Source organism: Mobiluncus porci (assembly GCF_009695935.1).
GTDB lineage: Bacteria > Actinomycetota > Actinomycetes > Actinomycetales > Actinomycetaceae > Mobiluncus > Mobiluncus porci.
In genome coordinates this window covers 35,316-61,582 of sequence record NZ_VUMY01000016.1, presented here as the reverse complement: position 1 = coordinate 61,582, position 26,267 = coordinate 35,316, and the positions used below count along the sequence as shown (strand labels likewise).

The 26,267-nt window shown below is 55.6% G+C and carries 28 protein-coding genes and 2 tRNA genes; 12 read left to right on the top strand and 18 right to left on the bottom strand.

From position 1 onward, the window contains the following. Positions 1 to 206 precede the first annotated feature (206 nt). A complete protein-coding gene (locus FYJ63_RS08885) occupies positions 207 to 878 on the top strand; it encodes a nucleoside/nucleotide kinase family protein (protein ID WP_154545853.1) in 672 nt (223 codons plus the stop codon). Here FYJ63_RS08885 and FYJ63_RS08880 read toward each other — a convergent pair. The 3 genes from FYJ63_RS08880 to nrdF all read right to left on the bottom strand — a co-directional run bounded on the left by FYJ63_RS08880 (position 875) and on the right by nrdF (position 4,724). Beyond that, positions 875 to 2,773: a cell wall-binding repeat-containing protein gene (locus FYJ63_RS08880; protein ID WP_287847552.1), complete on the bottom strand. Its 1,899-nt coding sequence runs from the start codon at positions 2,771 to 2,773 to the stop codon at positions 875 to 877. The two genes, FYJ63_RS08885 and FYJ63_RS08880, sit on opposite strands and share 4 nt — an antisense overlap. A gap of 89 nt (positions 2,774 to 2,862) precedes the next feature. After that, complete coding sequence (locus FYJ63_RS08875) at positions 2,863 to 3,612, bottom strand: multidrug transporter (RefSeq protein ID WP_154545851.1); 750 nt, start codon at positions 3,610 to 3,612, stop codon at positions 2,863 to 2,865. Between the two features lie 143 nt (positions 3,613 to 3,755). Next, a complete protein-coding gene (gene nrdF / locus FYJ63_RS08870; RefSeq protein ID WP_154545849.1) occupies positions 3,756 to 4,724 on the bottom strand; it encodes a class 1b ribonucleoside-diphosphate reductase subunit beta in 969 nt (322 codons plus the stop codon). Positions 4,725 to 4,986: 262 nt separating this feature from the next. Between nrdF and FYJ63_RS08865 the strand changes: the two genes are divergently transcribed. Continuing rightward, positions 4,987 to 5,724 carry a hypothetical protein gene (locus FYJ63_RS08865; RefSeq protein ID WP_321066594.1) on the top strand — a complete coding sequence of 246 codons (738 nt, stop codon included), beginning with the start codon at positions 4,987 to 4,989 and terminating at the stop codon, positions 5,722 to 5,724. Between the two features lie 82 nt (positions 5,725 to 5,806). Here the strand turns inward: FYJ63_RS08865 and FYJ63_RS08860 are convergent, their stop codons facing one another. The 5 genes from FYJ63_RS08860 to nrdH form a co-directional block, all read right to left on the bottom strand. Then, positions 5,807 to 6,184, bottom strand: a complete 378-nt coding sequence (locus tag FYJ63_RS08860) for a type II toxin-antitoxin system death-on-curing family toxin (protein WP_154545847.1) — start codon at positions 6,182 to 6,184, stop codon at positions 5,807 to 5,809. Then, on the bottom strand, positions 6,181 to 6,423 hold the full coding sequence (locus FYJ63_RS08855) for a type II toxin-antitoxin system Phd/YefM family antitoxin (RefSeq protein ID WP_154545845.1): 243 nt from the start codon (positions 6,421 to 6,423) through the stop codon (positions 6,181 to 6,183). The genes FYJ63_RS08860 and FYJ63_RS08855 overlap by 4 nt, the downstream gene beginning before the upstream one ends. Positions 6,424 to 6,497: 74 nt before the next feature. After that, positions 6,498 to 8,642, bottom strand: a complete 2,145-nt coding sequence (gene nrdE / locus FYJ63_RS08850) for a class 1b ribonucleoside-diphosphate reductase subunit alpha (protein ID WP_154545843.1) — start codon at positions 8,640 to 8,642, stop codon at positions 6,498 to 6,500. Next, a complete protein-coding gene (gene nrdI / locus FYJ63_RS08845; protein WP_154545840.1) occupies positions 8,639 to 9,082 on the bottom strand; it encodes a class Ib ribonucleoside-diphosphate reductase assembly flavoprotein NrdI in 444 nt (147 codons plus the stop codon). The genes nrdE and nrdI overlap by 4 nt, the downstream gene beginning before the upstream one ends. A gap of 97 nt (positions 9,083 to 9,179) precedes the next feature. Then, positions 9,180 to 9,425 (bottom strand): glutaredoxin-like protein NrdH, encoded by a 246-nt coding sequence (gene nrdH, locus FYJ63_RS08840; RefSeq protein ID WP_154545838.1) that lies wholly within the window; start codon positions 9,423 to 9,425, stop codon positions 9,180 to 9,182. Positions 9,426 to 9,897: 472 nt separating this feature from the next. Here nrdH and FYJ63_RS08835 point away from each other — a divergent pair, with 472 nt between their 5' ends. Further along, positions 9,898 to 10,359, top strand: a complete 462-nt coding sequence (locus tag FYJ63_RS08835; RefSeq protein WP_154545836.1) for an S-ribosylhomocysteine lyase — start codon at positions 9,898 to 9,900, stop codon at positions 10,357 to 10,359. A 119-nt stretch (positions 10,360 to 10,478) separates the two neighbouring features. Here FYJ63_RS08835 and mtnN read toward each other — a convergent pair whose 3' ends face one another. Further along, positions 10,479 to 11,243 carry a 5'-methylthioadenosine/S-adenosylhomocysteine nucleosidase gene (mtnN, locus tag FYJ63_RS08830; protein WP_154545834.1) on the bottom strand — a complete coding sequence of 255 codons (765 nt, stop codon included), beginning with the start codon at positions 11,241 to 11,243 and terminating at the stop codon, positions 10,479 to 10,481. A 136-nt stretch (positions 11,244 to 11,379) separates the two neighbouring features. Between mtnN and FYJ63_RS08825 the strand changes: the two genes are divergently transcribed. After that, complete coding sequence (locus tag FYJ63_RS08825) at positions 11,380 to 12,441, top strand: methyl-accepting chemotaxis protein (RefSeq protein ID WP_154545832.1); 1,062 nt, start codon at positions 11,380 to 11,382, stop codon at positions 12,439 to 12,441. 314 nt (positions 12,442 to 12,755) lie between these two features. Further along, a tRNA-Ser gene (locus FYJ63_RS08820) sits at positions 12,756 to 12,840 on the top strand. Positions 12,841 to 12,879: 39 nt separating this feature from the next. On the opposite strand, the gene FYJ63_RS08815 is transcribed toward FYJ63_RS08820, so the two are convergent. The 3 genes from FYJ63_RS08815 to tadA all read right to left on the bottom strand — a co-directional run bounded on the left by FYJ63_RS08815 (position 12,880) and on the right by tadA (position 14,613). Beyond that, the gene (locus tag FYJ63_RS08815) at positions 12,880 to 13,260 is read right to left on the bottom strand and encodes a hypothetical protein (protein ID WP_154545830.1); all 381 of its coding nucleotides are present in this window, start codon (positions 13,258 to 13,260) and stop codon (positions 12,880 to 12,882) included. A gap of 467 nt (positions 13,261 to 13,727) precedes the next feature. Further along, positions 13,728 to 14,129: a peptide-methionine (R)-S-oxide reductase MsrB gene (msrB, locus tag FYJ63_RS08805; RefSeq protein WP_154545826.1), complete on the bottom strand. Its 402-nt coding sequence runs from the start codon at positions 14,127 to 14,129 to the stop codon at positions 13,728 to 13,730. Between the two features lie 10 nt (positions 14,130 to 14,139). Continuing rightward, positions 14,140 to 14,613, bottom strand: a complete 474-nt coding sequence (gene tadA, locus FYJ63_RS08800) for a tRNA adenosine(34) deaminase TadA (protein WP_287847542.1) — start codon at positions 14,611 to 14,613, stop codon at positions 14,140 to 14,142. Positions 14,614 to 14,669: 56 nt separating this feature from the next. Here tadA and upp point away from each other — a divergent pair, with 56 nt between their 5' ends. Then, positions 14,670 to 15,305 (top strand): uracil phosphoribosyltransferase, encoded by a 636-nt coding sequence (gene upp, locus FYJ63_RS08795; RefSeq protein ID WP_154545824.1) that lies wholly within the window; start codon positions 14,670 to 14,672, stop codon positions 15,303 to 15,305. 135 nt (positions 15,306 to 15,440) lie between these two features. On the opposite strand, the gene FYJ63_RS08790 is transcribed toward upp, so the two are convergent. Beyond that, positions 15,441 to 16,271: a MetQ/NlpA family ABC transporter substrate-binding protein gene (locus tag FYJ63_RS08790; protein WP_154545822.1), complete on the bottom strand. Its 831-nt coding sequence runs from the start codon at positions 16,269 to 16,271 to the stop codon at positions 15,441 to 15,443. A gap of 132 nt (positions 16,272 to 16,403) precedes the next feature. Between FYJ63_RS08790 and FYJ63_RS08785 the strand changes: the two genes are divergently transcribed. Then, positions 16,404 to 16,487, top strand: a tRNA-Leu gene (locus FYJ63_RS08785). Between the two features lie 483 nt (positions 16,488 to 16,970). Next, on the top strand, positions 16,971 to 18,182 hold the full coding sequence (locus tag FYJ63_RS08780) for a threonine/serine exporter family protein (RefSeq protein ID WP_229770093.1): 1,212 nt from the start codon (positions 16,971 to 16,973) through the stop codon (positions 18,180 to 18,182). Positions 18,183 to 18,221: 39 nt separating this feature from the next. Here the strand turns inward: FYJ63_RS08780 and FYJ63_RS08775 are convergent, their stop codons facing one another. Then, a complete protein-coding gene (locus FYJ63_RS08775; RefSeq protein ID WP_195839375.1) occupies positions 18,222 to 18,560 on the bottom strand; it encodes a hypothetical protein in 339 nt (112 codons plus the stop codon). Positions 18,561 to 18,634: 74 nt separating this feature from the next. Between FYJ63_RS08775 and FYJ63_RS08770 the strand changes: the two genes are divergently transcribed. The 3 genes from FYJ63_RS08770 to FYJ63_RS08760 all read left to right on the top strand — a co-directional run bounded on the left by FYJ63_RS08770 (position 18,635) and on the right by FYJ63_RS08760 (position 21,673). Further along, positions 18,635 to 20,125, top strand: coding sequence for a uracil-xanthine permease family protein (locus FYJ63_RS08770; RefSeq protein WP_154545820.1), 1,491 nt, complete (start codon positions 18,635 to 18,637; stop codon positions 20,123 to 20,125). Beyond that, complete coding sequence (locus tag FYJ63_RS08765) at positions 20,126 to 20,755, top strand: LytR C-terminal domain-containing protein (RefSeq protein WP_154545818.1); 630 nt, start codon at positions 20,126 to 20,128, stop codon at positions 20,753 to 20,755. Between the two features lie 102 nt (positions 20,756 to 20,857). Beyond that, positions 20,858 to 21,673 (top strand): hypothetical protein, encoded by an 816-nt coding sequence (locus tag FYJ63_RS08760; protein WP_287847535.1) that lies wholly within the window; start codon positions 20,858 to 20,860, stop codon positions 21,671 to 21,673. Between the two features lie 280 nt (positions 21,674 to 21,953). Here FYJ63_RS08760 and hypD read toward each other — a convergent pair whose 3' ends face one another. Genes hypD through FYJ63_RS08740 form a run of 4 tightly spaced genes read right to left on the bottom strand, consistent with a single transcriptional unit; the run spans position 21,954 to position 24,837 of the window. After that, positions 21,954 to 23,093: a hydrogenase formation protein HypD gene (gene hypD, locus FYJ63_RS08755; protein WP_154545816.1), complete on the bottom strand. Its 1,140-nt coding sequence runs from the start codon at positions 23,091 to 23,093 to the stop codon at positions 21,954 to 21,956. A 55-nt stretch (positions 23,094 to 23,148) separates the two neighbouring features. Beyond that, the gene (locus tag FYJ63_RS08750; protein ID WP_154545814.1) at positions 23,149 to 23,424 is read right to left on the bottom strand and encodes a HypC/HybG/HupF family hydrogenase formation chaperone; all 276 of its coding nucleotides are present in this window, start codon (positions 23,422 to 23,424) and stop codon (positions 23,149 to 23,151) included. A gap of 30 nt (positions 23,425 to 23,454) precedes the next feature. After that, a complete protein-coding gene (hypE, locus tag FYJ63_RS08745; RefSeq protein ID WP_154545812.1) occupies positions 23,455 to 24,570 on the bottom strand; it encodes a hydrogenase expression/formation protein HypE in 1,116 nt (371 codons plus the stop codon). A gap of 3 nt (positions 24,571 to 24,573) precedes the next feature. Beyond that, positions 24,574 to 24,837 carry a HypC/HybG/HupF family hydrogenase formation chaperone gene (locus tag FYJ63_RS08740; protein ID WP_154545810.1) on the bottom strand — a complete coding sequence of 88 codons (264 nt, stop codon included), beginning with the start codon at positions 24,835 to 24,837 and terminating at the stop codon, positions 24,574 to 24,576. Positions 24,838 to 25,057: 220 nt separating this feature from the next. On the opposite strand from FYJ63_RS08740, the gene FYJ63_RS08735 reads away from it, so the two are divergent. Beyond that, a complete protein-coding gene (locus FYJ63_RS08735) occupies positions 25,058 to 26,263 on the top strand; it encodes a hydrogenase small subunit (RefSeq protein WP_338106898.1) in 1,206 nt (401 codons plus the stop codon). Positions 26,264 to 26,267 lie beyond the last annotated feature (4 nt).

The following is a 26,267-nucleotide window of genomic DNA, read 5'->3' as shown; positions in this document are numbered from 1 at the left end:
TTTGATTTGTTTTGGCCAATTTTTTTCTACTTTTTTTTTTTTATTTGTTTTTGTTTGTGTTTTGTGTTTTTTTCACAACCCCCCCCCCCCCCCCCACCCCCACCCCCCCCCCCCCCCCCCACGACTCATTTTCCGAGGCATCCGCAAGACAACTGTTAGACTGGCATCACGACAGCCCCTAACGCACGTAAAACCCAAGGTGAAGAATGATGCAAACAGCTTCTGGAACTCTCGATGCCCTTTGCCAAGGCTTGGCCGCCGAGTTAAAAGAAATGGCCCAAAACCACAATGTTATTCGAGTGGTCGGTTTCACAGGCCCCCCGGGAGCCGGAAAATCAGAAGCCGTTTCCAAACTCCAGAAACTGCTCCAAGACGCGACTCTGGGAACGCAACCGCTTCTCGCGGGAATCCTCCCGATGGACGGCTTTCATAAATCCAATGCGGTTCTCGCCGCCGAAGAACTCTCCGATCTCAAAGGCACTCCGGCGAGTTTCGACGTCGTGGGCTTTTTGATGACCTTGGACCGCGCCCACGACGGCACCACTGTTGTTTACGCGCCCGGCTACGACCGCGCTTTGAAAGAGCCAGTAGCGGCCAGCCACAAAATCGAACGCACCGGCATTGTCCTAACCGAAGGAAACTATCTTGCCTCCCAAGACGGGCCGTGGGCCATGGTGCGCGAAGCCATTGACCTGCTCATCTATCTCGATGTGCCGGAGAACGTGACCCACCAGCGGCTGTTGGAACGACACCAAGAGGCGGGGAAAACCCTCGCGGAATCCGAGACGTGGATTGCGCGAGTCGACGCCCCCGACCGGCTCCTAGCGGAAGGCTCTCGCCACCGCGCGGATCGCATCTGGATTATCACCGAGAACTAGCGCAACCCCGCCTTGACGGATTTCACGACGGCATCAACCGTGTCGGGGTGAATCGCGCCCATCCCGCCCAGGGCAATCACCGTATTCGGGTGGAGGTTGGCGACATAGTTGTGGACATTATCGGGTGTTGTGTCGGTGCGCGAAGGCATCAAGATGACTGGTCCATCGGTTAAAGTGCCGGCGACTAGGGCATCTGCGAAATTGTCGCCACGCGCCACATAAACCACCTTGTCGGAAAGAACCGGCTCCCCATTAGCGCCGACGACTCCGGGCTGGGGCGGGTAGGCGTAGGAGGCGATGGCGATGGCGGTTGCGTAACGATCCGGTCCGGCAAGTCGCGCCACGGTCTTGCCGTCAGCAATCCGCTGCAGGGCCTTGTTGGGGACGACTCCCTCCCCGCCTAGGGCGACAACCGTGTCAACCTTCAGATTCTTCACTTCCGAAGCTACCAAGTCCCAGCTGGCGGGATTATTCGGGTCAATAATGAAAACCGGCCCATCCTTCAAGGTGCCACCGATGACGGCATCGGGGGATCCGGAGCGGTCGGCGCCAACTCCGTCGGCAATATAGACTCGCTTGGCGCCATCCGGATAAGCCTCGCGGGAAATCGCGATTGCGGTGGAGTAGCGATCCGGCCCGAAGAGACGGGCAGTGTCGCGCCCCTGCGCTGCATCCGCAAGCACCGTATCCGGTACGGCCCCCGGTCCGCCGAGAGCCACGACCTGGACGGCGCGGGTGCGATTGATTTCATCTCGAACCGAAGCGGGGATGGGCGAATTGACCGGAACCAGCAACACTGGCCCATCAACCAAGGTTCCCCCAGCGAGGGCATCAATCGGACCATCGGCGCGGGCAATATAGACCTTCTGGGTTCCGTTCGGGAAGGCTCGAGCCGAAACCGCGGCGGCGGTTCCGATACGGTCGTTGCCCGCAATCCGCGTGGAAGGAATGGCATTGGAGGAACCGGTCGAACCGAACCAAGCCGTGAAGAAACGGTAGAAGTTCCGGTTACCGTAGGAGGAACACGCATCTCCAAGCCCGCCGCCGGCGGCGAGAGCCGCATCGTTGGGCGTGTAGGGCGTGTAGTTGTAGAGCCCCGCAGTGGCCTGGTTTTCAATAAAGACCGGCTTGGTTCCACAAACGTAGTTGCCGGAGGCATCGCGTTTCGGGTGGAACAGCAGGTCATTCACCCTTCCAGCGCGGTGGCGGAATTTCTCGGGGTGCTGTTGATAGTAGTGGAAGCGGTGCGCCGCGTTATAGACCTGGTTGAAGAAACCGTAATATTGCTCGTCACAAGGAGCCGTGTCGGGGCAGCCATAGCCCATGGCGCGCTGGTAGCTAGTGATTCTAAGCCCTTTGCCGGAGGCCGTGACCAGGCTCTGTTCTTTTTGAAGAGTCACCAAGAGGGCCTGGGGATTAATCTGGCAAGCCTGGGAGACTTTCGCCAAAATCGTGGCCGCAGATTCCCCGGAGGCTCCTTGGTAAGTCCCGGGACAGTAGGCGTCGGCAGGACGGGTGGGGGTATCTTGCACAAAATCTTTCAAACACGGAATCGGGACCGTCTGAGGAGCGCCGGGGGTTCCGTCAGGCTTAGCGGGTCCCGGAACCGTTCTGGATCCCGCTTGGCAAGAGCGTCCCTGAGCGTTCAAGAAGTTTTGAATCGCCGCCGCATCCATCGTGTTTGGATTGTAAAACACCTCGTCGGAGATGATCATCCCGGGATTGAATCCCACGACTGCCGCAGTGAGAATGGACTCTTGAGAGGCGGAATCGGTAAACCCTTCCTCGGCGTGTGCGGTGGCAGCAATGGCCAGCGAACCTGTAGTAGCCAGGGCAATCAGGGAAATACCGACTTTCCTTATAGCTTTTATCGGACGGTTTATTGCGTGTTTCACTTTCGCCTCCCAAGCGTTGTAACTCTAAAGTATCCAATCGCCCTAATGCTGGCAAAATTAAGGAATTCTCCTCGAAAACGGGAATTCAATCAAGAAAGCATCTTGCCTTTAATCATCTCGGTTCCCAGTTCCACCACCCGGTTCCACGTTCCTCGCAGTTGGCGCTGAGCCGCGGCGGAGGGCCAAATATTGCCCTTGCGGCGCTCGCGGGCGACCCACTGACAGTAGTAGGCGACCGTTGTCGCACGATCCACTTCGCGGCAGTGCTTGATGAATTCCACACTGGCCTGGAGGTATGTCTCGTCGCTGAACTTCAGCGACCCCCGAGCACGACCCCGCTTGGACGTCATCAAGCCCATATTCTCCAGCGCCTTGTTCCAAGATCCACCACAGCGCTTGGTGATGGTTTGGCAAGTCGGAGGCCAACGCACCATTCCCTGGGAAGAGTAGACCCCGCGAGAGGTAATGGCTTTGGTGCGGAGTCGTTCATAGACCGCGGCGGGAATCGTCGTGGTGGGGCGCTCCACAGAGCGTTTCTTCGCCAACACGATTCGTGGCCAAATCTCATCCAGGGTCGGATAAAGGTACTGTTTCTTTTCCGCCCCCAGCTCCCGATCCGCGAGACGCTGCTCCTTGACAACCTGGACTTCTTCTTCGAGAACTTCCGCCAAATCCACCTTCATCTGCGGGTCTAGCTTCAGCTTACGAGACAGATACTCAATCATGTCCGGAGGCGTCTGTTTCATATCACGCACGATTTCCTCGTCGTAGCGCAAAGACAGCACATACCACAGGCCCGCTTCCACGGCCCCCTGAGTCAGAATGATTTGACGCGACAAGAAATGAACACCTCGATTACTTTTGTCTCTATCTCATGTAGTCTAGCAAAAAGTGTAGAACCTCATACCCTAAAACAATGGATAAATTCTATCGTTTGCGGAAAGCTTTTTCTTCATTTTCCTAGGGGTAGGGGCTACCGACTTTAGAAGTCCCAGTCCTCATCTTCGGTGTCCTCGGCGGTCCCGATAGTGTAAGACGAGCCGGAGCCGGAGAAGAAGTCGTGGTTCTCGTCGGCCGCGGGGGACAGCGCCGCCAAAATCGCGGGATTCACGTCGACCTGGTCGGGGGTGAACAGCGCCTCGTAGCCGAGGTTCATGAGCGCCTTATTCGCGTTGTACTTCAAGAACTTCTTGACATCTTCGGTGAGCCCGAGCGGATCGTAGAGTGTCTCGGTGTAGAGCTCCTCATTGTCATAAAGATCCATCAACAGCGAGAAGGTGTAGTCCTTGAGCTCCTCTTGGCGGGACTGAGAGGATTCGCGCACCGCGACCTGGTACTTGTAGCCGATGTAATAGCCATGGACGGCCTCATCGCGGATAATCAGGCGAATCAAGTCGGCAGTGTTGGTGAGCTTGGCGTGCGCTGACCAATACATCGGGGCGTAGAAGCCACTGTAGAACAGGAAAGACTCGAGCATAGTCGAGGCCACCTTGCGCTTTTCCGCGTCATCCCCGTGGTAGTAGTCCAAAACAATATGAGCCTTCTTCTGGAGGTACTCATTTTCTTCTGACCAGCGGAAAGACTCGTTGATTTCCTCGGTCGAGAGCAGGGTCGAGAAGATGGAGGAGTAGGACTTCGCGTGGACAGATTCCATAAAGGCGATATTGGTGTACACGGCCTCTTCGTGGGGAGTGCGGGAGTCCGGAATGAGGGAGACCGCGCCGACAGTGCCCTGGATGGTGTCTAGCAAGGTCAGGCCGGTGAAGACGCGGTTGGTCATGTTCTTTTCGTCCTCGTTCAAGGTCTTCCAGCTCGGAAGATCGTTCGAGAGCGGAATCTTTTCGGGAAGCCAGAAGTTGCCGGTCAGCCGGTCCCACACCTCCAAGTCCTTCTCGTCTTCAATGTCATTCCAGTTAATGGCTTGGACGACCTTGGGGATGCCGATGACCATGTTTTCTCCTTTTCCAGCGGGTTTATGTGACTTCCTCGGTTATGGAACTCAGATTCAGCGAACCGGAGGCCTTGAAAAGACTCGGAAGTCAACTCTCCTAATTTTATCCACATAGCTAAGACTTTCAATTTTTGTTTTGCGTGATTTCATTTGATGAATCGGCCTCGCGGACGTGACCTGTCCGGTTAGGGTAAGTAAAGACAAAACTTGTAAAACCTGTTAGAAAAGTGGAGTAAGGAAAAGCTTTGAGGAGGTGAGTTCGGTGGAGAATATTGATGAAACCCAACTGTTGGCTCTCGCGACCCAACTTCCAGTCTCGCAGTTGGGAGACCAATTGCTGCATCTTCAACCTGGCTCCAAACTCGGACTTTACCTCCTGGAACTGTCGAATCTTCCCGTGAGTTCTGAGCAGGTGGAAGTTGCGGAAGTGGATCTTTCGCGGCCTTTGAACTGGATTTTAGAAGGCCTTCGCGTGGAAAGCTGCGGCAATTGTGGGATAGACCTTAGTGAATTCGAAGCCGCCTTGGCTCATCCCGATGAAGAATTTTTGTCCTTTTTTCCAGTTCAGGATCAGGAGCGGATTCAGGACAGCTTGCGTTCCTACTTCACTTTGGCGGTGAAATCGGGGATGGTGACCATCGCCGGAAACCAGGTCATGTTGTCATTAATGGGGATCCGGCAGCTTCGCTCCCCACAGCCGGTACTTCCCCTGATGGCTTTCGCGTTGAGTGACTGCGACAACGAAGGCGCTTTCCAAAGAATGATTATGGGGGCGCTGGCTCAGGCTTTTGCCGGGGCCGAGTGGGCACTTCCGGGCGAGCCTGCCGGAGTCGCGGTGGAATTCCTGGCGGAGATGGGCGACGAAGTCGACGTCGAAACCGAGGCGCGGATTTTGCGGATCTTCAACGAGTTAATTTACGGTGCCGGTTGCGGTTCGCCCACGGACGATACCGCAATGGTGTTGTTGCAATACCTCGTTTCCGAAGCCCTGCAACCCTAGCGTAGCCGCTGGCTCAGACCTCTTTGGGGTAATGAGCATAGCGAATGTGGCCAAAAGGTTCTGACCCCAACGGCGTAGCGATTCACGCTAGGTGCGTGCGTACCCAATCAAGCAGATGCTGATAATTGGCCCCACCAGCGGCAAGTTCAATGATCATGGCCACAAGGTCTTCATCCTCATATTCAAAAGTCAGTCCGTTTAACGCCAAAAGCACCAGCATAGCGTGCGTGCCGATGCGTTTATTCCCGTCCTGAAATGCGTGATTGCGCACGAGTCCGAATCCGAGGCGTGCCGCTTTTTCAATAACTGATGGGTATAGCTCCACGCAGTCAAAAGTCTGGAACGGGGTTTCGAGAGCGGACTCGAGTAGTCCCTCATCATGAAGTCCCGGCTCTCCTCCACTTTCGGAGACCAAATCCTCTTGGAGACGCAAAATTTGGGCTTTGCTGAGCGTCTTCATTTCGCGAGCTCCGCGTAAACCGCTTTATTACGTTCCATTAGCTGCTTGGAGATCCTTGCGACTTCCGCATCGTCCGCTTCCTGGAGACTATCAGCCTGATTGAACTCCATGATGACATAGCGCGGCTCGTTGTTCTTGAGGATGATAACCGTACCGTAGTTATCAACAAGCCGCGCGACTTTCGAAAAGTTCTGGTTTGCTTCGGAAATCGGAACCAGGGTCTCGGTATTCACGTTCATGTCGCCACTCCTTTACGCTCCACAAATATACCCTAAATTTTAGGATATATTTGTGGATTTGTAAAAGAGTGTGCTTACAACATGCAACTTACGCAACCCTCGACTTCGGTGCCCTCCAGGGCAGCTTGTCTGAGCCGAATGTAGTAAAGCGACTTAATGCCCTTGCGCCAAGCATAAATTTGCGCCTTGTTGACGTCGCGGGTCGTAATCGTGTCCGGGAAGAACAAGGTCAAGGACAAGCCCTGGTCGACGTGTTGGGTCGCCTCGGCGTAAGTGTCGATAATCTTTTCATACCCAATCTCGTAAGCGTCCTGGTAGTACTCCAGATTGTCGTTGGTCATGTAGGGCGCCGGATAGTAGACGCGGCCAATCTTGCCTTCCTTGCGGATCTCGATCTTGGAGGCAATCGGGTGAATCGAAGATGTCGAGTTGTTGATGTACGAAATCGAGCCGGTCGGCGGGATGGCCTGGAGGTTCTGGTTATACATCCCGTCGCGCTTGATGTCCTCGGCGAGCTGACGCCAGTCATCGGGGGTGGGAAGGTGGATTGAGGTTCCCGCGAAAATCTCGCGCACCTTTTCGGTCTTCGGTTCCCAAGTCCCGTTGATGTATTTCTCGAAGTATTCACCAGTGGCATACTTGGAGCGCTCAAAGCCCTCGAAAGTCTGACCGCGTTCGACGGCCAGAGTGTGCGAGGCCTTCAGAGCGTAGAAAGCCGTGGCATAGAAGTACATATTGGTGAAGTCGAGGCCTTCTTCGGAGCCGTAGAAAATTTCATGGCGGGCGAGGCAACCGTGGAGGTTCATGGCGCCAAGCCCAATCGCGTGGGACATCGAGTTGCCGCGCTGAATCGTCGGGACACACTCGACATTCGTGAGGTCGCTCACGGCTGTCAGGGCGCGAATCGCCACGCGAATGGTTTTCTCAAAATCAGGAGACTCGAGAGCCTTCGCGATGTTCATGGAACCCAAGTTACAAGAAATATCCTTGCCAATCTTCTTGTAGGTGAGGTCCTCGTTCAACTCCGAGGGCTCGGAGACCTGGAGAATCTCGGAGCACAAGTTCGACATAATGATGCGCCCGTCAATTGGGTTTGCTTTGTTGACCGTGTCTTCGTAAACGATATAGGGGTAACCGGATTCGAACTGGATTTCCGCCAAAGTCTGGAAGAACTTGCGAGCATCAATCTTCTTCTTGTGAATCTTCGGGTTATCGACCATCTCACGATATTTCTCGGTGACAGAAATATCGGAGAAAGGCACTCCGTAAACTCGCTCCACGTCATAGGGGCTGAACAGGTACATCGGCTCCTTGTTCTTCGCGAGCTCAAAGGCGATATCCGGCACCATCACACCCAGAGAAAGCGTCTTAATGCGAATCTTCTCGTCCGCATTCTCCCGCTTCGTGTCCAAGAACTGCATGATGTCGGGGTGGAAGGCGTTCAAGTAAACCGCACCCGCACCTTGGCGCGCCCCGAGCTGGTTCGCGTAAGAGAACGAATCCTCGAGCAACTTCATGACTGGAACGACGCCGGAAGACTGGTTTTGGATTTTCTTAATCGGCGCGCCGGCCTCGCGGAGGTTGGTCAAAAGCAACGCCACGCCGCCCCCGCGCTTAGACAGTTGCAACGCGGAGTTGATGCCGCGCGCGATTGACTCCATATTGTCCTCGATGCGCACCAAGAAGCACGACACCATCTCACCGCGCGCCTTCTTACCGGCGTTCAAGAACGTCGGGGTAGCCGGCTGGTAGCGACCGGTGATGATTTCTTCCATGATTTCCACCGCGAGATCTTCGTCGCCCCTCGCGAGATAGAGCGCCACCATACAGACGCGATCCTCGAAGCGTTCCAGATAGCGCTTGCCATCAAAGGTTTTCAAAGTGTAGGAGGTGTAGTACTTGAAGGCTCCAAGGAAGGTCGGGAAACGGAACTTGTGGGCGTAAGCCTTTTTATACAGCGACTTGATGAACTCGAAAGAATACTGGTCGAGAGTTTCTTTCTCGTAATATCCTTCTTCCACGAGATAGTCGAGTTTCTCTTTGAGATCGTGGAAGAACACGGTGTTCTTGTTGACGTGTTGGAGGAAGTATTGGCGCGCCGCGGCTTTATCCGCGTCGAACTGGATTTTTCCGTCCGCTCCGTAGAGATTCAGCTTCGCGTTTAGCGAGTGGTAGTCGTGTTCCGGATCGAGGAATTCCGCGTCCGTAGTATCCGTCATGACTGCGGCGCTTCCGAGGCCGGGTCGGCTGGCTGAGAGTGTAGATTCGCCCAAAATTCTTCCAATCCTTTACGTACTTTTTCGACATCTGTTGGTGTCCCCAAAAGCTCATACTTATACAAGATGGGAACGCCGAGTTTGCGAGAGATGACATCCCCCGCGATGCAATAGGCTTCGCCGAAGTTGATGTTTCCAGACGGAATCACCCCGCGGCAAAGATCTCGGTTGTGTTTGTTGTTGAGGAATTTAATGACCTGTTTCGGGACGGCCTTCTTGGTGTCGCCACCGCCGTAGGAGGGCACGACCAGGACGTACTCTTCGTCAACCACGAGGGGATCCTCGGTGGGACGCAGGGGAATGCGCTTGGCGGGCATCCCCACTTTTTCAACGAATCGCTTCGTGTTTCCGGTGGCGGAAGAGAAATAGACAATCAGTCCCAATGTTACTGTCCTCTTTTGACATAGATTTTGGAGGGTTTTCCGTGAGTTCTCCGGAGTTTCGCCAATGGCTAGGTCAGCTAAATCGCAGTCGTCTTAACTAAATCGCAATCGCTTCGGCGGCGACAGCCAGAGCCTTAATCTTGTCGGGACGGAAACCGGACCAGGCTTCTTCACCCGCGAAAACCACGGGAGCCTGGGAAAAACCCATCTCCTTAACGCGATCGAGCGCATTAATGTCCTGGGTCAAATCCACTGTGTCGTAATCCAGACCCTGCTTGTCCAAAGCGCGCTTCGTCGCGTTGCACTGTACGCAGTTCGGCTTCGTGTAGACAGTGATGCTCATCTTCTTCCTCCGTCTTCCCTATTTCTCCCCTGAAGTTCTGGCGCCGATCGGATAGTCGTCATTTCCGAGTTACGGGCGAAAACTACAGCGTTGTTATTATACTCCAACACAAAAGTGCTTTCGAGTTCAAAACACTACACCTTGGGGGGAGTCGAGTCCAGCACCACAATATGTAGTGGTTGAAATTTTTTGGCGGGGCAGGTTGTGGACAAGTGAGATTTTCGCTGTGGATGGAGGCGTGGAAGAGGGTGTTATCCCACGTAATAGGGGTAAGTTACATGGATGTAGTTTTCCACAGGCTGTGCAAAAAGATTTTTAATTTTTCGTGGATGCTATCGGCGTGTCGCGTAGCCGGCGGGTCAGACCTCTTCGGCGTAACGAGCGAAGCGAGTGCAGCCGAAAGGGTCTGACCCCACCGGCGCAGCGATGGAGAACCCCCGCCGGCGCAGCGAAAAAGGCATAAAATAGTCTTATGGAAAAGACAAATGTGGAATCATTTCAACTCGATCACACTAAGGTGAAGGCTCCGTTCGTGCGCGTCGCGCACCGCGAGACTTTGCCAGGCGGTGACGAGTTCATCAAGTACGATATCCGGTTTTGCCAGCCGAATGTGGAACACCTAGAAATGCCGGTGGTGCATTCTTTGGAACATTCCATCGCCGAGCACATGCGCGACCATACCGACAAGCTCTTGGACTTTTCCCCAATGGGCTGCCAGACGGGTTTCTATGCCATGACTCTAGGGATTGAACCCGAAGAGTTTATGCGGGTATTGGAAGACACTTTGGTTGACGTGGTTCACATGACGGAGGTTCCTGCCGCGAACGAAGTCCAATGTGGTTGGGGTGCCAGTCACACTCTCGAGGGCGCCCAGGCTGCCGCCCAAAAGATGCTCAACCACCGCGAAGAGTGGGACAAAATCTACTCCCATTGAGCGTAGCCGACGCGGGTCAGACTTTCATGGAGTCGACGCGGGTCAGACCTCTCCGGTGTAGTGACCGAAGGGAGCATAACCTGAAGGGTCTGACCCGCGCCGGCGTAGCGAACAAAGCGCTATTGAATCTCTTCCGGCTCCCTTAACCCAATCAGCGTCAATGCCACCAGGAAACTTAACCGTGCCACATCCCCCGCGCGCTGATAGTTCTCCGCCGCCGCTTCCGGACCACACAGGTCGCTAATCCCTCTAACCGCGAGGAACGGCACTTCGACACCCGCGGCGACCTGAGCTAATGCTGCTGACTCCATATCGACTGTGGTAGCGGTCGGGAATGACTTGCGAAACTCTAGAGCCAACTCAGTTCCCACAAAACAGTCTGAGGATAGGAACCTCCCGCTACGGGTGCGAGCCGGACCAACCTTCTCGGGAAGGGAAGTGAAGCGGTCGAGAAGATCCCCATCGGCGAGGAAACTCTCCGGCATTCCTGGTATCTGACCGAGTTTATACCCAAACTCGCGAGCATCGGCTCGCCCATAGACGCAATCCGAGGCGGCCACGACTTCCCCGACTTGAGCCTCGGCATCGAGCCCGCCGGCAGATCCGCAAGAAAAAATATAACGCGGGGAAACGTATTGGAGAGCAGCGGTCAAGGAACTAGCCGCATTGACCAGGCCGATTCCGGCCGTAACCAGCGCAATGGTGGCGTCCTCGACGGCGAGAAGCTGCAGGGAGCCTTTGGCTCCGAGCCGAACAATGTTTCCCCCACCCTTGGCGATATCCCACAGCGGTGCGGCCTCGTCTTCCATAGCGGCGGTGACAATTGCTAGAACTGGAACCCTCGCGGGAAGCATTGGAATGTTCAGATTAACGTTGAGGCTCATTTTGTCCTTTCGATTTATGCCTATTTTTTGAGGCTAGCACAACCTGAAATAAACCCCTCAATTTAGTAAAAAGTCCTAGAGACTCACGTGCCATATCAGTTACAATGTATGCCAAGAACTCGTCCCTGGAAAGGAAATGATGAAGAAACGCCAGTCTGGAATCGATTATATGCAACTCACTGACTCTCTAAAAGAACAAATTGATGCGTTGAATACAGAAAACAATGAGCTGCGTGCCAGTCTTGAAGCTCTTAGAACCGGACAGGAAATAGATGAAGCGAGCTGTCATCAAATGATGCGATTTTATGACTCCGCAGAAGCGGTGAGAACCTCGTTTAATGGTGTTCTAAACCGATTGGATATTGACTTTGATACTTCTGTTTCTGCCAAGGACACGGTGCAGTCCTCAGCGTCGGATTTAAACACTATGGCAGAGAGCTTCTCTACTATGAGTTCTAATCTTGAGAAGATTGGACACCACATGGAACGCTTGACAGCCTCGTCTGATGCGATTCGTGACTTTGTGAAACAGATTCAAGGTATCGCATCCCAGACAAATCTCCTTGCGTTAAACGCCACGATTGAAGCGGCACGAGCCGGTGAAGCAGGGCGGGGCTTCGCGGTGGTAGCCGGTGAGGTAAGGACTTTGGCGGAGCGTACATCCTCCGCTACGCAAGAAATCGCTGCCTTGGTTGAGGAAATCACCACAGGCACAGCAGATGCGAAAGATCAGGTTCTCGCGGCGGGAGATGAGTCATGCGGCTTTGAAGCGACGTCAAGCGAGACAGCGCAAATTATCCAAGACATGGTTCAAAACATGGCGCGGGCGATAGCTAATGCGAAGCGTGGCTCATTTATGTCGATTCTAAAATTGGATCATTTCATTTTTAAGAGCGGCATATATAAGCAGGTTGCTCAGATGGCGGAACCAGAGCCAGAGAAAGTGGCCAACTCGCATTCTTGCAGGCTTGGCAAATGGTATTACGAGGGTACTGGACGATCTAACTATGGACATTTTCCGGCGGCGACGCGCCTCGAAAAGGCTCACGATGCAGTTCATGACAACGGTAAGAAGGCTGTGTTGGCGCTTGCTTCTGGGGAGACGGCACAGGTGCCAGGTTTTTTAGCGGCTATGGAAGATGCCTCGTTAGAGGTAGTTGAGTGTTTGGATGAGCTGCTTGAAAACGTGTTGCAATAGGGTTTTCTCCACTATCAGCCCCATCGGCGTTTTTCAATGAATCCTTAACCTGCATCCTCAGGGAGTGGTGTTTTGCGGGCAAATCAACGAATCCGCTCGGCGCCGCAATGGCTGAGGCAATGAATCCGGAGCTGTCCTGAACTCAACCAAGATGTCAAAGACAAACCTCTAACTAGCGAATGAGTCCACACAAATGTTAGTATCTTGAGCCGGGCTTTTTATTAAGTCCAGAAGGTAGTGAATCTACCAAAGACAGACCGTTTTACTTGCCTTTAACATCTTTGATGCTTTTGGTGGGTGAGAAAACTCTGTATGGTGGAGTGTCCGAGCGGCCGAAGGTGCAGCACTCGAAATGCTGTGTGGGGCAACCCACCGCGGGTTCAAATCCCGCCTCCACCGCAATGAAATCCGAGGGAAAGAAACCCGCGGATTTTTGTTTTACCAGGCCGTCGAGCTTGCTCGAAAGGACTGGTAAAACAAAAATCCGAAGCTCGCGCAGCGAGCGGTTTCTTTCCCGAGGATGAGGCAGCGGCGAGAGGCGACGAAGTCGCCGAACACCGCTGGCACCGCGGCGACGCTGCGAGGCAGCGCTTGCGGTGTGCTGCTTACGCAGTGAGCGGTTTCTTTCCCGAGAATGAAGTAGCGGTGCGCAATTATGTGAAGCAAGATTGCTGGATCCGCCAAGCCGCGGCGGCATTGAGACTTAGATTGCGAGCTCGAATAACCCACCCCCGTACCTGAATAACCACAACCAAATAATGTAACAAATGGCGAAAATGATTCTAACTGGGGAAACGAAAAACCGGATTCTGTAAACATTGCCGAATTACCCTTCTTGTGGGTTATTTAGGTACACCCTTGGGTTGTTCGGGTACGCTCTCGCTATTCTGGTCGAAGGATGCAAGGGGAAAGAACAATGGCAGGACTTCATCTTCGGTGATCAAAGCAATTCGAAGACCCGCGTGCTGCGCCACTGGAGTTCCGAAAGGTTCCCGAAGCTAGATGCCACCCTTGCTGCGCGGTACCGAATCGATTCTAAGGTGAGTGATGAGGAACCGGTTCCGGCTGGCGAAGAGGAGCATGCCGCTAAAATGTGGCAGATTTACGCCAACGAGGTTTATGTCGGTAGCAGTGGCGTGGGAGTACTTCATCGAATACATCCTCGGGATCAACCGAGGCGAAGCAAATCCTGACGTGCTGGGGCAAGCCTTTGTCGCCGTTGATAAAACGGCCAAGTAGCCCCGTAACGGGTTGGGATGAAATCCAGAGCAGCAGCGTCTGTCCGGTCAGTCATTTAATGACCCCGCAGTTGCGTTGAATCCCAACGCTACCGAGTTCATACAGAAGCGGTTTCCGGTCGGGGTTTGGGGGGCATCGGGGAAGACATGGCCGAGGTGGGAGCCGCAGTTGGCACAACGGACTTCGGTGCGGGTCATGCCGTGTGTTTCATCAACAAGCATCTTGACTGACCTGGGCTTCGCCTCGTAGAAACTCGGCCAGCCACAACCGGAATCAAACTTAGTCCCTCCGTCAAAAAGCTCAGCCCCGCAAGCGCCACAAACATACGTCCCAGCGCGATTTTCATAGAGCAAAGACCCGCTGCCAGGCCTCTCGGTTCCCGCCTCGCGCAACACCCGATAAGCCTCTGGTGAAAGCCGCTCCCGCCATTCTTCGTCAGTAAGTTCCATGCTTTCAATCCTAGCGTTGACGACTAAAGAAATCCGTCAGCAATCCTCCGCAGCGTTCCTCGTCCACCCCGCCGATCACCTCGACCTGGTGGTTCAAGCGGGAGTCGCGCACCACGTCGCGCACCGAGCCGCAAGCCCCGGCCTTCGGATCCCAGGCCCCAAAAATCAGCCGCGAGACCCGCGCCGAAACGATTGCCCCGGCACACATCGTGCAGGGCTCTAACGTGACCACAAGCGTGGCGCCATCGAGTCTCCACCGGCCCAACCGCCCCGCTGCCTCCCGCAGAGCCACAATCTCGGCGTGCGCGGTGGGGTCAAAAGGCTCCACCTCGCGCTGATTCAGACCGAGACCGGCGACAACACCGGAAGGCGTCAATAAAACTGCCCCCACCGGCACGTCCCCGGACTCCGCGGCTCGGCGCGCCAATTCGAAAGCCGTGTCCACGGCGCGCCTCTCGGCCTCACTCAATCCAGTCTCAATCACGAGACAACTCTATCGAAGCCACCCCGCGCCCCGCGCCGGCGCGGTAAGTTAGAACCATGCAATTACATGTCGCGGACCATCCGCTTATCGCCCATAAATTGACCCTGTTGCGTGACAAGAACACGCCTTCACCGGTGTTTCGCCAACTTGCTGACGAGTTGACGACCCTCCTGGCTTATGAGTCCACTCGCGGGGTTCGGACCGAAACTATCGAGGTGGAGACCCCACTGACAAAAACTACCGGTTCAAAACTCGCTGACCCTCGCCCAATTGTGATTCCGATTTTGCGTGCGGGACTAGGGATGCTGGAGGGAATGACCCGGCTCCTTCCCAGCGCGGAAGTCGGTTTTCTCGGGATGAAACGCGATGAGGAGACTCTGGCGATTGAAACCTATGCCGACCGTCTTCCCCATGATCTTTCGGGGCGACAGTGCTTCATTGTGGACCCGATGCTTGCCACCGGTGGGACGCTCGTGGCGGCGATTAATTACGTCCTCGACCGCGGGGCGCGTGATGTGACTTGCACTTGCCTCTTGGCTGCGCCGGAGGGGATTACTGCGGTCAAAAATGCGGTCGGAGATCGCGCCGAGGTCAAAGTGGTTGTTGCCGGAGTGGATGACCACCTGAATGAACACGCCTATATTGTTCCCGGGCTGGGGGACGCCGGTGACCGGTTGTACGGGTTGGTTTAGAAGTCATTAAACGTGTGGTGGCTCGGGATTACCCGAGCCACCGTTCAATAAACCGTTCTCTAAGGGGACGGTTTTGACTTTGTTCCGCGCTTTGGCGCTACAGCAAAGTCGAAACCCGAACCGCCTCGCTAAGCCTTAGAAAGAGGGAATAACCTCTTTGCCGGGCCAAGTTTCTTCGATGTACTTCTTAGTCACGTCAGAGTGCAACAACTCGTCGAGCTTCTTGATGGCATCGAGCTTGTCCTTCTCGTCTTCCCGCCACACCAGCACGTTTACCGCCGGATTGCCCTCGGGGGACTCAATCGCCAAGGCATCGGAGGGCTTCAAACCAGCAGACTGGTAGAAGTTACCGTTGATGACTGCGATATCCACGTCGGGAAGGGAAGTCACCAAAGCCGGTCCTTCGACTTCGTGGAACTTGAAACCGCGCGGGTTCACCTTCGGATCGTCTTTGATTTCAACGACGGAAGCGTCGGTGCCTTCCAACTCCAGCAAGCCGTTGGCGGCGAGAAGCGCCAAGGCGCGACCCTGGTTCGCGGGGTCGTTAATGATGGTGATGGTGGCGCCGTCTTTCAATTCATCAAAGCTCTTGATTTTTTGGGAGAACACAGCCAGGGGTTCCAGGTGAACACCTTCACCGGCTACGAACTTGTAACCGCGAGAAGCGGACTGATCCTTGAGATAGGGCACGGTCTGGAAGTAGTTCGCGTCGATATCGCCGCCGGCCAAGGCCTCGTTGGGCTGGACATAGTCGGTGAATTCTTTAACGGTAATCTTCAAACCGGTCTTCTTCGCTTCGCCAGAATCCTCCAAGTGCCGCAGGATCTTGGCGTGAGGAACCGGGGAAGCCCCGACAGTTAGTTCCGTAACGTCGCTGGCGGTGTTGGTTCCACCGCAGGCGCTCAAAGTCGCGGCTAAAAATCCAGCTCCAGCTACTACAACAATACGTGTAAAAAATTTCTTCATTCTTCCCACCTTTCTTAGGAGTAACAATAAAGAAAAGAATAACTAATGAGTTTGAATGTGACAAAAATTTGCTGAAATCCTAAAGATTCGGTATGTTTTTATGGCGTTGTTTTTCTCAAAACAGCCGCACACGCGCGAGTGGCGGAATTGGTAGACGCGCACGGTTCAGGTCCGTGTCCTAGTGATAGGGTAGGGGTTCAACTCCCCTTTCGCGCACAGCAACGCAGGCCGAGCGAAATGCCGGAAAGGCTACTTTTTACGAGAAGTTCGCTCAAGCTTGCTTAAAAGCGAACTTCGAGAAAAAAGGAGCGGCGCGAAGCGCCCGGCATTTCCGAGGCCCAGGAAGCTGTTGAGGCGGCTTTAGCCGCCGACACAGTGGCATCCTTGTAACCTCGTATGCGCTAGCCTGAAGAGCGTGGCGCCCGGCATTTCCGAGGCCTAGGAAGCTGTTGAGGCGGCTTTAGCCGCCGACACAGTGGCATCCTTGTAACCTCGTATGCGCTAGTCTGAAGAGCGTGGCGCCCGGCATTTCCGAGGCCTAGGAAGCTGTTGAGGCGGCTTTAGCCGCCGACACGCAGAATGTACAAAGCGCGAATATGCCCACACGATTTTTTCATTGCACCCTCATTAACGTGCCTCATCGGGTAAAAACCAAGTAGAATACGTTTAGGAATGTCATGACACAAGGAGGCTGCGTCTATGAGTGGGGTGAACAACCCGCGCGAAGGATTCCCAGGCGATGAGAACCCGCAACCGGAAAATCCTCAGGTACCGCCGGTAAATCTTCCTGTGCCTCCGATGAATGCGGGTCGTCCGCAAGGCGTTAATCCCATTAACCCTAGCGCCTATGGATATCCTCCTTACGGTGGACAAATGCCCCCGATGGGTGGCTCTGTTCCGGTGAACTACCAAAACCAGCCTCCCTACCAACCTCAGCCGCTACCCGGCCAGCAAATGCCCGGAATGTACCCGGGAATGCCACCCCAGCCCGGCATGGGGATGCCGATGGGCTATCCCAACCAGCCGATGGACGTTCGGCAAGTCGCCCAAATGACTGAAGAACAACACCCGGATTTGGCGGAGTTGAGAACTCGGGTTCCTTTCAATATGCCGGGTCTCGTTCCCTCTTCTGCCAGCCGTCAAACTAGGCGAAAGAAGCGCCAATCCGGTGCGGAAACGGACCCAAACCAGTCTGGTTCCAGCGATGGCTCGCTATTGGGTAACATTTCCCTACCGGGCGACCCCAATGCGGCCCTGTCTTTCAAGGAGCTTCTGGGCCAGCCGGTCTCCAATCTCGCCGCCTCCACGATTGCCTCCCCGAAAGAACTCGAGGATTCCGACGGATTGCAGTTCCGCGCCGTGGGTCTTTCGGTTGGTTCCGTTCCGGAACCAGATATTCGCTACCCCATTCCCTATATAGCTCGGGAACACCCCTCCTACTACACGGGCTACGAAGTTTCCCTGATCATGGAATCGATTCGTGACCCAGAACATGCCCGCCAGGTTTTGGCTCGTATCGTCGCGGTGCCGCGCTGGGTTCGTTGGGTCATTGCCCTGTTTGGAGGACTGTGTGGAGCGGCCGTCTCCGCCTTGAACGGATTCCTGTCTCTGATCGCTTTCGGAGCCTTGATGGCCATCGTTTTGCTCTTCACCTATAGTTTTGCCTCCCGTATCGGCTCGGGTCGTTTCTATGATCCGACCGGTTACAAGACGATTTGGCTCGGGGCATTCATGCCTATCGGCCTGCTGTCAGCGATTATCGTGGCCCGTTCGGTAGTGGCCCAGCCGTGGCTGGCGGCAATTGCTTTTGTGGCGACGACCCTTGGTGGGTTGTTGTGGACTACCTGGATTCAGGAATTCCAAATCAAGAGGTTGTTGTCTTCCGAAATTCCTGACGCCGCCCAAATCTAGCCATTCAGGAGCCGTCCCTAGTGGTTGAGACTCCGAGTGTCAACTGGTTGCCGTGACGATGAGCATCAAGATGACTACGTTTAATCCGATTGCAAAACCCAGAACCGACAACCCAACTGCCGCTCTCAGAAGCAATTCGCCGGGAAGCCTGTCGCGCCTCGCTTTACGTTGCTGATACAAAATCACTGAGACGGGGAGGGTGACGAGGGAAATTACGGAACCAATCAGGGGGAACAAGCTGAGCAGTGACCCCACGAAAAGCGCCACCACCAGCGGCGAAATCTTCTGACTCTGTTCGTGATAGCCGGGGACACCGAAGACTTTGGAGGCGTCAACTTCGGCGGTTCCGGGGAAATAGGAGACATAACCTTCGTTCACGCCCCCAGCCTATCTCAAAGGGCTCTGCCTGTCGTATTAGACTAAAGACAACAAGCTCAATCCAACAAGGAGACATGGTGACAACTGATCCCAGCAAAGGTAATGAGAAACCGGCGTTATTCCAATGGAAACTCCACGGAGATGGTAAATCCATCACCACCGGTGAAGTCGTGCAACCTAACGAGCGCCTCACCTGGCCAAGGACCGTCGGAATCGGGATGCAACATATTGTGGCCATGTTCGGCGCCACTTTCCTGGTTCCCTTGCTGACCGGTTTTTCTCCCGCAACCACCTTGTTTTTCACCGGTATCGGCACCTTACTTTTCATCCTGATTACCTCGGGGAGACTGCCGTCCTATCTGGGGTCTAGCTTTGCCCTGATTGCTCCCATCGGGGCAGTCACCGGCTATGTGCAAGGTGGGGGAGCTCCTATCGACTCAGCCAAGATGGCTCTGGCGCAAGGCGGGGTGATCTCCGCGGGCGCTCTGCTGCTAGTGGTGGGCCTCGTGGTTCACTTTGCCGGCCCAATCTGGATTGACCGCATTATGCCCCCGATTGTGACCGGCGCCATTGTCTCGTTGATTGGCTTCAACTTGGCGCCGAGCGCTTGGAACAATGTGAAACAAGCTCCCGTGACTGCCACCGTGACGATTGTGGCGGTACTGTTGGTGACCGTATTGTTCAAAGGCATCATTGGACGTCTGTCCATCCTAATCGGGGTTTTGATTGGCTATGCTTGCGCCGTGATTCGCGGGGAAGTGAACTTCGAGGCCATCGCGAAAGCCGATTGGGTCGGTTTGCCCCAGTTCCACGCTCCGGCTTTCGACCCCTCGCTACTGGGGTTGTTCCTGCCGGTAGTGCTGGTTTTGGTGGCGGAGAACATCGGTCACGTCAAATCAGTAGCCGCGATGACCGGCCAGAACCTTGATGACCTCTCGGGACGGGCTCTCATGGCTGACGGCCTTTCCACCATGCTGGCTGGATCGGGCGGCGGTTCCGGGACGACGACCTACGCGGAAAACATTGGCGTTATGGCTGCGACCCGCGTCTATTCCACGGTGGCTTATATCGTGGCCGCTATCGGTGCTTTGGCGTTGTCGATGCTTCCAAAATTCGGGGAGATTATTGCCACCATTCCTCCGGGAGTTTTGGGTGGCGCCGCTACGATTCTCTACGGCATGATCGGGATGCTCGGGGTGAGAATCTGGGTTCAGAATCAGGTCGACTTCTCGGATCCGGTAAACCTGAACACGGCTGCGGTCGCCATGGTGATGGCCATTGCCAACTACACTTTGGTGATTGGGGAAGTTCGTTTCGAGGGTATTGCGATGGGTTCCTTCGGGGCAATTGTCATCTATCACCTGATGCGCTGGATTTCCAACCTCCGCGGCACCAACCTGGAACAGGCTTCGCCCGCTTCCGCGCCGGGCGGGACCGAACTGGATTCCGTGGCTTACCGTAAGCGTCACGCCAGTAGAGCTCGGAAGTCCGGCGAAACCGTGGGGGACAGTGAGCCGAGTGCGACGCTTCCTCCCTCGACACCTGCGGCGGACAAGGAAAGCTAAATGAGTGAACCGGAAAACCTTCCCGCTCTTGGCGAAATGGTGATGGGGGAGACGGATTCGCAACAATCCGCCTCCGGGCGCGCGCGGCGGCGCCGCTACATGTTTGCCCGCCAGACGGTTCTTCTCGGGTGGATTGTCTTAGGGATGGCTCTGGTGGCAGTAGTGGCAATCCCCTTTGCGACTGGGATTTTGACCCTGCCCTTTGGTGACTCGTTTACACTCTCCGAGGAGGCTAAAGCCAAGGCGCCTCCCTGCGCCCCGAGCGGTGAGCCGGTGAATTTGAAGACCGTGAAGGCGAATATCCTCAACGGTTCGTCTCGGAATGGCCTGGCCCGAGAGACCGCGGATCGGCTGAAAACTTTTGGGGTGAAGGTGGGTACAGTCGGGAATGCTGCTGATTCCTACGCGGGAGCGGCTCGGATTACCACCGGAAAAGAGGGTCTTGTGAAGGCATTCTCGCTGGCAAGGGCTTTGCCGGATTCGGATGTTCGGGTTGACTTAGTCAAAGGTAGCGAGATTACCGTGCTCTTGGGAGAACAGTTTCAGGGGGCGCTTTCAAAGGAGATTCTAGGCGGAGATGAGCTCGGAAAGTATCCCGAGTCTCCCGAAAACTGCGCCACGCTTGACTAGTTTTGGCTGGCGTTCAAGTGTCGGATGTGATTGAAAAAGCCCTCGAAAACGCCATTTTTCGCTATGCTTAATTCGTCAGCGCTGATTGAACGGAGGAACGCAGTGGGGTTGTTCAGCAAGTCGTCTGGGAACCGCGGGTCGGGTCCGGCTCGTCCCTATCCGAAGAGCTTCGCGGGCTGGGAGGCTCCCTCCACTTTCGCGACTGTTGATGATTCGATGGAGTTTCAGGCAGAATTCGAGGCTCTTTTTGCGGGTCGAAACGTGGAGGACATCAACGGGGCGGAGTTTGATGACTGGGCTTATCTAGTTCGCGAACGAAACAATCCCGATGACTATGCGGCAGTCTGTATCTGGATTCAGGGGCATTTTATTGGGCGTCTGGATCGCGCTACGGCGGGTAAATATGTGGTGGAAATGAACGGCTTGGACGCCCAGGAGCTAAATCTCGTGGTGCCGGCGCATCTGTGGGCGCAACGCACTAAGACGCGACTGGCGAATCGGGTCACCTTGAGTTTGCCGCCGGTTGGCGGGGTGGGGCCAGTGAATTTCTTCCCCAAGAAGGCATTCACCATTTTGCCTCCCGGGGACGAAATCTTGCTGGAGGATTTCGAGAATAATGTCGAGCCTTTGCGTCCTTTCATTTCGACGGGGAAAACAGTGCCGGTGGCGCTGATGATGATTGAAGACGGTGGAGGTTTAGGGGCTTATCTTGACAAGAAAACCTATGTGGGTCGGGTGCCGACAGAAAAGGCAGAGCTGATAGTGCCTTTGGTACGCACCGCAGTCGCCCACAAGCTCATCCCCGTGGCTCGCGGGATGCTTACCGGCTCGAATATCCGCAACGATCTCTCCATTGTTTCCGGCGATACTTCCACCGTTGGCTCCCACTGGACCCCCACCCACGACGGCGGGAAGTAATTGCCCAAAATTTCAATTAATCCTCAAATTTAACACCCCAAAATTTCGCGTCTTCCAGGAGGAACGCCGTCGCGCGGCGTATTACAACCGGGCGTGACCCCGGTTGCGGTGTCGCTGTTTGGGGGTAAACCAAAAGCCTTGCGCGAGGAGGGTGTTCGCGGAAGGTGGCGCGTAGGGGATGGGCTCGAAGCAGCCTGGGGAGGGCGCCCCCTCGTAGCTGCGAGAGCCCTCCCCACGCGTCGCCGAAGCGAAAAAGCGCACCGAGCGTAACCGCTCCAACTCAAACTAAAGACGCCGCAACCGAGGGGTCAACACGACCAAAGTTGTAATACGCCGCGCAGGCTCCCTCAGGACTTACCATGCAGGTCCCCACCGGATTAGCCGGCGTGCAAGCCGTCCCGAAAACGCTGCACTGCCAGGGTTTAATCTGACCGGTCAAGACTTCGCCACACTGGCAGGCGGGCGGGTCGGCGACGCGCAGGTTCGGGAGGTGGAAGCGTTTTTCGGCGTCATATTTTTCGTATTCTGGGGCGACGGCGAATCCGGAATCGGGGATGAATCCGAGCCCGCGCCATTCGAAAGTCTCGCGCCGGACAAACACTTTGTCCATGAGGGCGAGCGCAGCAACGTTTCCTTCGGGTAATACCACGCGCGCGTACTGGTTTTCGACCCGGGCGTCTCCGGCGGCAACGTCGCCGGAAACGTATTGTTCCAAGAGCATCTCCACCGCTTGCAAAATATCCAAAGGCTCGAAACCTGTCACCACCACCGGAAGGTTATATTCGCGGGGAATAAACTCGAATGCTTTTGTTCCCACGATGGTAGCGACGTGACCGGGCCCGATGAAGCCATTAATGCGCCCCTGATCCATGCCGAGAATCGCGCGAAGTGGCGGCTCGATACGGACATGGTTACAGAAAATCGAGAAGTTATCGAGGTTTTCCTTTATCGCTCGATCGAGTGCGACGGCAGTGGACGGCGCGGTGGTCTCGAAGCCGACGGCGAAAAAAACTACCTCGTGATCGGGGTTTTCCCGCGCAATCTGGAGTGCATCAAGGGGGGAGTAAACAAAACGAATGTCACAGCCCTGGGCTTTCGCTTGTTGAAGGGATCCCCCAGTGCCGGGGACGCGCATCATGTCGCCGAAAGTCGTGAAAATAACCCCGGGTTGGCGGGCGAGCCAACCGGCGTCGTCAACGCGCCCGAGCGGAATGACACAGACCGGACATCCCGGCCCGTGGATGAGTTCGACGTTTTTCGGAAGTAAATGTTCGAGCCCGTGGCGGTAAATCGTGTGGGTGTGTCCGCCGCAGATTTCCATAAAGGCCAGCGGTTTTTCGAGCTTTTCCGCGAGCTCTTCAATTCTCCGGAGCAGGGCCTTAGCCGCCACCGGATCGCGATATTCGTCAACGTATTTCATGCTTATCTTTCTTTGGTGGGACGATGGGGGCGTGGTTTATCGTCCCAGGCTAGGACTAACTGATGGCTGAGGTGGCGAAGGAGTCGAGCTCGTCTTCGAAGGTGTTGCCCCCGAGTTTCTTGATTTGGTCCAAAGTCGCCGCGGCCTCCTCGGCATCAATCTTGGCCAAAGCGAAACCGACATGAACCAGGACCCAGTCACCCACCTCCAGCGGCTCACCTTCCATTAAATCCACGGAAATCTCACGGTTCACCCCCGAAATCGACACGGTCGCAATCCGTTCCGCCGCCTTCTCGAAATCCACAATTTGAGCGGGAACACCCAGACACATAACTTGTTCCTTTCCTTCGACCTCTTCAATTTAGCAAATCCGCGGCAGGGGATCCCCCACCAACATGTCCACCATCCGCGTACCCCCGAATCCGGTGACCATGACTACTGCTGAAGCCGGCTCAGCGACAATCTTCCCGACCAGCGCCGCCTCCTCGCCTCCGGGAAGCGCCTTAACCGCCGACAAAGCAGCCTCGGCTTCATCGGCGGGAACCACCGCGACAAACATGCCCTCATTGGCGACATAGAGCGGATCAATCCCGAGAATGTCACAAGCCCCGCGGGTCATCTCGCGAACCACAAGCTTCTCTTCGTAAACCGCCACTCCTTTACCCGAAGTCTTCGCCAGCTCATTCAACACGGTCCCCAGCCCTCCGCGGGTCGCATCGCGCATCCAGCGAGTCTGCGGAGCCGCCTCCAAAAGCGCCCGGGTCAGCCCATTGACCGGTTTGGAATCGGTCTCAATCGGAGCCGCCAGCGCGAGGTCGCCGCGCGCGAGCATCACCGCCATCCCATGATCCGCAATCGGTCCCGAGACTAAAATCGCATCACCTACCGAGACCGCCCCGGCGCGCAACGCGACAGACGCCGGCACAATCCCGACCCCAGCCGTGGTGATAAACAACTTGTCGGCAGCCCCCTTCGCCACTACTTTTGTATCGCCCGTTACAATCTTTACTCCCGCACGGTCAGCAGCGCGGTGCATGTCGGCAACCACTCGCCGCAACACATCTATCTCTAGCCCTTCTTCGATGACGAAAGCCGCGGAAATCCCGTAAGGCACGGCTCCGGAAACACTCAAATCGTTGACAGTCCCGTTTACTGCCAAATCCCCAATCGAGCCGCCGGGGAAGAAAATTGGGTTGACGACATAGGAATCTGTAGAGAAAGCGAGCTGTTCCCCGCCTGACAGCGACGTCCCGGCGGCCGCGGCCAGAGCGGCAAGGCCCATCACCCCAGCGTCGGTCATCTCGTTCAAGGTGTCATTGCCGTATTCGGCCACAAACACTTGCTCCACGAGTTGCGCGGAGGCTTTTCCGCCGGCGCCGTGGGCGAGGGTCACAAACTCGTCTTTCAGTTTGTCCCCGTGCGCCCGCACTCTTTCGATGCGTTCCAGAACCGTGGCTTCATCAGCGGCATTACTCATCAATCAGTCCTCCACTTTCGTTATCGCGAGACCGGCATGAACCAAAATTTTCTCTCCAATAGCAACCGGACCAACGAGGCTCACATCCACAGTTTCCTCCCCTCGCGCTCCCAAAGCCCGGGCGGTGACCCCATCGGGTTCTAAACCCACAATCTCCAGCGGGCGCCCCTCATCGGAGCAGGTGATACAAACATCGCCCTCGATATCGCCCAAGCCTGCGGTGGCTATGGAATCTGTTAAATCCCCCGACAAAGTGATTTCGGTCATTTCAAAGTTTCCTTAATCCCGCGCTAAATCCGCCGGTCTTTTGCCTGTAAATTCCACCTGCTATCCTACTACGGTCGAAAAAAATGGCGTTATCAAGGGCATTTAGTCCCAATTTTGGGACATCTTTTCTAAAGTGTGAAATGACTGAAATCTCATCAGGTAGCCTAAACAAGGCGTTTATCGACGCTTTTCCCAGTTTAAAGACGAAGGGCATAAAGAAGTGACCTATAACGTAGAACCCTGGACCCAAGGCACATTGGCAGAGAACATTGCTAAAGCCGGCGTCTCCAGGCGAGATTTCATGAAATTCTGCAGTGGCCTCGCCGCGATTTTCGCAGTTGGAACCCCCGCTATGGCAAATGCTGCCTCTCTGAAGCCGAGTGCTGAACAAATTGCGAAGGCTCTGGGGGAGGTGAAGAAACCGCTGGTGGTGTGGCTCCAGCTCCAAGAATGCACCGGTTGTATGGAATCGGTGTTGCGTTCGGGCGGGACAACAGTTGAGGAAGTAGTCCTCAATCTCCTTTCCGTGAACTACAACGAGCTGGTGATGGCTGCGGCGGGTGAAGCGGCCGAGAAGACTTTGGAAGACGCTAATAACCAAGACCACATCTTGGTGGTAAACGGCTCGGTTCCGCTTAAAGACGACGGTATCTACTGCACCATCGGCGGTAAGTCTGCCAAGCAAATTCTGGAAGATTCCGCGAAGAACGCTTCGATGATTCTCGCGGTGGGAGCCTGCGCAGTTTTCGGCTCGGTCCAAGCCGCCAAGCCGAACCCGACCGGTGCCGTCGGGGTGGATGAAATCATCAAGGACAAGCCGGTGATTAATGTTTCCGGATGCCCGCCGATTGGGGAAGTTATCACCGCCACCCTGGCTTACATCCTGACCCACGGGAAGGCTCCTGAGGTTGATGCGGAAGGGCGCCCGCTATTCGCTTACGGCCAGCGCATCCACGACTCGTGCCCGCGTCGACCCCACTACGACGCCGGTCAATACGTGCGAACCTTTGATGACGCCGGGGCGCGCGAAGGCTGGTGTCTCTACGATGTGGGTTGTAAGGGCCCCTCGACCTTCAGCCCCTGCCCGATTGTGCAATGGAACCTGAAGTCTGGCTGGCCTATCGGCGCAGGTCACCCCTGTATCGGATGCACGGAGCGCGACTTCTACGACCGTTTCACCCCGTTCTACCAGACCTTGCCGTCTGCCCCAGGCTTCGGCGTGGAATCCACAACCGAGAAAATCGGCTTGGGCCTGACTGGGGTAGTTGCTGCGGGCGTGGCCGTCCATGCCGGCATTACCGCCGCCCAGAAGGCAGCCGATCGACGGGCCACCAAGAACTCACCCATGGCGGCCTTTGGTGACACCGCCCCTGGCGCCAAGAAACCCGAACCAGCCACCGAAACGACCGAGAAGAGTGAGGCCTAAACCA